Annotated in this window: 2 protein-coding genes; one reads left to right on the top strand and one right to left on the bottom strand. The window is 74.5% G+C overall.

Annotation, left to right across the window (positions count from 1 at the left end):
* Positions 1–48: 48 nt before the first annotated feature.
* Positions 49–1,416: a D-inositol-3-phosphate glycosyltransferase gene (gene mshA / locus CCN51_RS51530; protein WP_014177596.1), complete on the bottom strand. Its 1,368-nt coding sequence runs from the start codon at positions 1,414–1,416 to the stop codon at positions 49–51.
* 159 nt (positions 1,417–1,575) lie between these two features.
* Between mshA and CCN51_RS51525 the strand changes: the two genes are divergently transcribed.
* A partial coding sequence (locus tag CCN51_RS51525) for a class I SAM-dependent methyltransferase (RefSeq protein WP_107426322.1) occupies positions 1,576–2,424 on the top strand: 849 nt, incomplete at its 3' end.

Raw genomic sequence — 2,424 nt, 5'->3', positions numbered from 1 at the left:
TCGTTCCCGATGGTCTCGTTCCCGATGGTCTCGTTCCTGGCCTCGGCGTCACCCATGAACCGATCGTAGGCGACGGTACCCGCGCATCGCCTCCGCGTAGACGTCCGCCGTCGCCGCGGCGGCCTTGTCCCACCCGAAGCGCTCGGCGTGGTGGGCGGCCCCGCTGCCCAAACGTTTCAGCAGCCCGGGGTCGGCGGACAGGCGGTGCAGCTCCCGGGCGTAGTCGGCCGGGTTGTGGCCGGGCACCAGGATGCCGCTGTGCCCGTCCCGTACGGCCACGGGCAGACCGCCCACCTCGGCGGCGATCACCGGTGTGCCGCAGGCCTGGGCCTCGATCGCCACCAGCCCGAACGACTCGTTGTACGAGGGCATGACCAGCACGGACGCCGCCCGGTACCAGTCCGCGAGCTCGTCCTGGGTGCACGGCGGCCGGAAGCGGATCACATCGCTGACGCCGAGCCGGGCCGCGAGCTTGTGCAGCCGCTCCGGCTTCGCCAGCCCGCTGCCGCTCGGCCCGCCGACCACCGGGACCACGATCCGCTCGCGCAGCCGCGGGTCCTCGTCCAGCAGATGGGCGACCGCGTGCAGCAGGATGTCGGGCGCCTTCAGCGGCTGGATACGCCCCGCGAACAGCGGTATCAGCGCGTCGGGCGGCAGGCCCAGGCGCGCGCGGGCGGCGGCGCGGCCGTCGGCAGGCCGGAAGCGTTCAAGGTTCACCCCGGGGTGGACGACGGCGACCAGCTCGGGGTCCGCGCCGTAGTGGCGGACCAGCTCGTCCGCCTCCTCCTCGGTGTTGGCTATGAGCCGGTCGGCGGCCCCGACGATCTGTTCCTCGCCGATGACGCGGGCCGCGGGCTCGGGGGTGTCGCCCTCCGCGAGGGCGGCGTTCTTGACCTTGGCCATGGTGTGCATGGCGTGGACGAGCGGCACCCGCCAGCGCTCGGCGGCCAGCCAGCCGACGTGACCGGAGAGCCAGTAGTGGGAGTGGACGAGGTCGTAGTACCCGGGGCGGTGCCCCGCCCAGGCCCCCATGACCCCGTGCGTGAACGCGCACAGCTGGGCCGGGAGGTCTTCCTTGGCCAGTCCCTCGTACGGACCGGCGTCCACATGCCGTACGAGCACCCCGGGCGCGAGCTCGACGGTGGGCGGGAGGGTGCCGGTGGTGGCGCGGGTGAAGATCTCCACCTCGATGTCGATGGCGGCCAGCCGCTTGGCAAGCTCCACGATGTAGACGTTCATGCCGCCCGCGTCACCGGTGCCGGGCTGGTGCAGCGGCGAGGTGTGCACGCTGAGCATCGCGATCCGGCGCGGGCGGCGCCCGACGCGTCTGAGGCGCTGGTGGTACGGCCCGCCGAACGCTCCATGTCCGTGCGAACGGCCTCGCAGGCCGCCGAGCCGGGAAACATGCTGGCTCACCGCTCGATACCTCCTTGCAGGGGCGGACTCGGGCGGACTCCGGATTCCCCCTCCGACCCCTCAACACCGGAACCTCTCGTTCCCATTTCCGCTTTGCCAAAGCGTGATGTTCTGGGGACGGAATGTCAGCGCTTGGGCTCGGCGCTTAGGCTCGGCGTCATGTCCGCCCGTGTCCCCCCGCCCCGTGTGCCCGCGCCCCGTGTGCCCGCGCCGCCGGGCCGGCCCATCGGGTCGGCGACCCGGGGGACCACCAACCCCAACCGGCTGCGCCGCATGGACCGGTGGATCGCCGCCGCCCACGCCCCCGCGCTGCGCCGCGCCGAGGCGCCCATCGCCGTGGACCTGGGCTACGGCGCCGCGCCGTGGACCGCCGTGGAGCTGCTGGGCAGGCTGCGTACGGTGCGGCCGGACGCCCGGGTCGTGGGCGTCGAGATCGACCCGGACCGGGTCGCCGCCGCGCGGCCGTACCGGCGGGAGGGGCTGGACTTCGCGCACGGCGGATTCGAGGTGCCGCTGCCGGACGGCGCGCGGCCCGCGCTGATCCGGGCGGCCAATGTGCTGCGCCAGTACGACGAGGACGAGGTCGCCGACGTGTGGCGGCGGCTGTGCGCGCGGCTGGCGCCGGGCGGGCTGCTGGTGGAGGGGACCTGCGACGAGATCGGGCGGCGGCATGTGTGGGTCGCCCTGACCGCGCACGGCCCGCGCACCGTGACCTTCGCGGCCCGGCTCGGCTCCCTCGACCGCCCCTCCGACCTGGCCGAACGGCTGCCGAAGGCGCTCATCCACCGCAATGTGCCGGGCGAGCCGGTGCACACCTTCCTGCGCGACTTCGACCGCGCCTGGGCGGCAGCCGCCCCGTACGCGGCGCTGAGCGCGCGCCAGCGCTGGATACGCAGCGCCGAGGCGCTGCGCGCCACGGGCTGGCCGCTCGTGGACGGCCCGCGGCGCTGGCGCCAGGGCGAGGTCACCGTCAGCTGGGAGGCGCTGGCGCCGCGGGCCGTCCACGAG

This window comes from Streptomyces milbemycinicus (genome assembly GCF_002154605.1).
Lineage (GTDB): Bacteria > Actinomycetota > Actinomycetes > Streptomycetales > Streptomycetaceae > Streptomyces > Streptomyces milbemycinicus.
The sequence above is the reverse complement of the archived record's forward strand: the minus strand, read 5'-3'. Positions and strand labels throughout refer to the sequence as shown.